Consider the following 2,451-nt stretch of genomic DNA (forward strand, 5'->3'; position numbering starts at 1 on the left):
GCCAAGGTTGAACGCGATCGCGTGGCCAATAGGCCAAGGTTAGTGCGTAGGGTGAGTTAGGGGCGGACTTGCCCTTATTGTTCGCTTCGTAGCCAGGGTTGAGATAGTCCGCCCCGTAACGCACCACTAGACGTAATGATTTACCCAATATTATTGAGGGTAGTACTTTACCCTGAGCGATCGCCTAGGTCTTCAGCAATCGCTAAAGCTTGCTCGTAGTAGTCTAAGGCTCGGTGATACTCACCCTGATTCTGGTACACTGAGGCAATATTATTGAGGTTAGTAGCAACACGTACACGACCAAGATCCCCCAACTCTTGGTTAATCCCTAAAGCTTGCTGATAATAGTCTAGAGCTTGGGGATACTTCCGTTGCTTCTGATATATCGAGCCAATGTTGTTGAGTGTAGTCGCAATTGTGATCGAGTCGTTTAACCTTTTGCTAATGGTTAAGGCTTGCTGGTAGTAATCTAAAGCTTGGTTGTACTTTCTCCAATTGTTGTAAACTCCCCCAAGATTATTGAGGAGGGTTGCACTAGTTTTCTGGTCATCATTTTTTTTACTAATGGTCAAGGCTTGCTGGTAGGAATCTAGAGCTTGGTCATACTTTCCATGATAGTTGTAAATTTGCCCAATAAAATTGAGCGCGATTGTTTCTTGAGAGGAGTCTTTGATTGGTCGGGCAATGGCTAGGAGTTGCTGATAATACTCCAGGGCTTGGTCATAGTTGCATTGTCTAATTTGAGCTACTCCAAGCACTCTCAGGATATTGACTTGATGAGGGTAATTTTTCAGTTCTCGAAAAATATCTAAGGCTTGTTGGTAGTAGTCTATAGCTTGGTCAGCCTTGCCAAGTTTAAAATAATCTACCCCAATTTCCATAAAATTTAGACCTTTTACAGTCAGATTGTCAATGGTTTGGGAAATAGCTAAAGCTTGTTGATAATAGTCTCTCGATTCCTGAGACTTTCCCTGTTTTTCATAAACCTGACCAAGATTAACAAGGGTGGTGCTTTCCCCAGCATGATTCTTAACTTCCCGGTGAATAGCTAAAGCTTGCTGATAATAATCAATGGCTTGGTCATAGTTTTTCTGTTTATCGTAAACCAAGCCAATAGTATTCAGCGCAATTCCTTCCAGCTTACGTTTCCCCAATTCTCTGCAAATTGCTAGGGATTGCTGGTAAACCTCTAGGGCTTGGAGATACTCTCCTTTTTTGTTGTCAATCCTTCCAGTCTCAAACTGGATATTCTGTTCTAATCTCCGACTCCGAGTTGGTTTAGAAATGGCTAACCCAAGCTTCAGGGTTTCTAGCGCTTTATCCAATTCCCCTTGAGCAGTATACAGTATTCCCTTCAATATCAGGACTGCACTAACCTGATATTGATAACCCTCTTCTCGACTCAGGGTATGAAATTGCTCCACAAACTCCCCAGCTTGGTCTGGAGTGGTTTGTGCTACTGCTGGAGCAACTCCCAGATTTTCTGGGGCTAGGCTCGGTGAGAGCAGGCACAGTAAAGTAGCACTAGCTAGCTTGAGACATAATACAGAAATAGTAGAGTAATTACTCATAGACACACCGGTGACTTGACAGTTGATTACTATATATATCTGTAATTGGTGGCACTTTTATGCGAATTATACTAAATAATTTCTCAATATCAAGCAACTTGCTCTGATATGATGTCAAGATAATTAACCTTAACAAAAATCTTCCCACACCTCCCCCCACTCCCCACACCTGTGATGACAACTCCCCAAGCTATTGACTGGAATTCCTTAGCCTCGGAACTTACCGGAATAGAAATTATTAATGACCCGACCCAAGTTGCTAAATTATCCCTAGACTACTACCACTTCAGTCCGGTACTGGAATCCCAGCTTAAGGATAAACGGGGGAATATCGTAGTTCGTCCGACTACGGTGGCAGAAGTCCTGGAAATAGCTAGGGTTTGCGTTAAGTACAAAGCTCCCCTAACCGTAAGAGGCTCAGGCACTGGTAATTATGGTCAGTGTATCCCCCTCAACGGTGGTCTGATTCTCGATACTACTCGCATGAATCAGATTAACTGGATAAAACCGGGTTTAGCCTCTGTTCAGCCTGGGGTAAAGCTAGCCGCCTTTGACAAAGAAGCTCATAAAATTGGCTGGGAATTGCGCATGGCTCCCTCTACCTATCGCACCGCTACTATTGGTGGGTTTATTGGTGGCGGCAGTGGCGGCATTGGTTCCATTACTTATGGAGTATTACGCGATCGCGGAAATCTTCATGCTGTCCAAGTGGTCACCCTCGAAGACCAGCCCCGTGTAATCGAATTACGGTCAGATCAGGTGCAGAAGGTGAATCACGCCTATGGAACTAACGGCATTATCACTGAATTAGAAATACCCCTAGGACCAGTCTATCCTTGGGCTGAAGTCATTGTAGTCTTTGATGACTTTATGACTGCTG

2 protein-coding genes are annotated in these 2,451 nt (G+C 44.1%); one reads left to right on the plus strand and one right to left on the minus strand.

Going from position 1 to position 2,451, the window contains the following annotated elements; all coding sequences use genetic code 11:
* Nucleotides 1-167: 167 nt before the first annotated feature.
* Nucleotides 168-1,571 carry a tetratricopeptide repeat protein gene (locus F6K38_RS39420; protein ID WP_287360346.1) on the minus strand — a complete coding sequence of 468 codons (1,404 nt, stop codon included), beginning with the start codon at nucleotides 1,569-1,571 and terminating at the stop codon, nucleotides 168-170.
* 174 nt (nucleotides 1,572-1,745) lie between these two features.
* Here F6K38_RS39420 and F6K38_RS39425 point away from each other — a divergent pair.
* On the plus strand, nucleotides 1,746-2,451 hold a 706-nt coding region (locus tag F6K38_RS39425; protein ID WP_287360348.1), incomplete at its 3' end, for an FAD-binding oxidoreductase.

The organism is Moorena sp. SIO3B2, from assembly GCF_010692525.1.
In the GTDB taxonomy this organism is placed as follows: Bacteria; Cyanobacteriota; Cyanobacteriia; order Cyanobacteriales; family Coleofasciculaceae; genus Moorena; species Moorena producens.

What these genes read in the sequence shown, in the direction of transcription:
- F6K38_RS39420 (WP_287360346.1), bottom strand. Translation starts at nt 1,571, where the DNA reads ATGAGTAATTACTCTACTATTTCTGTATTATGTCTCAAGCTAGCTAGT.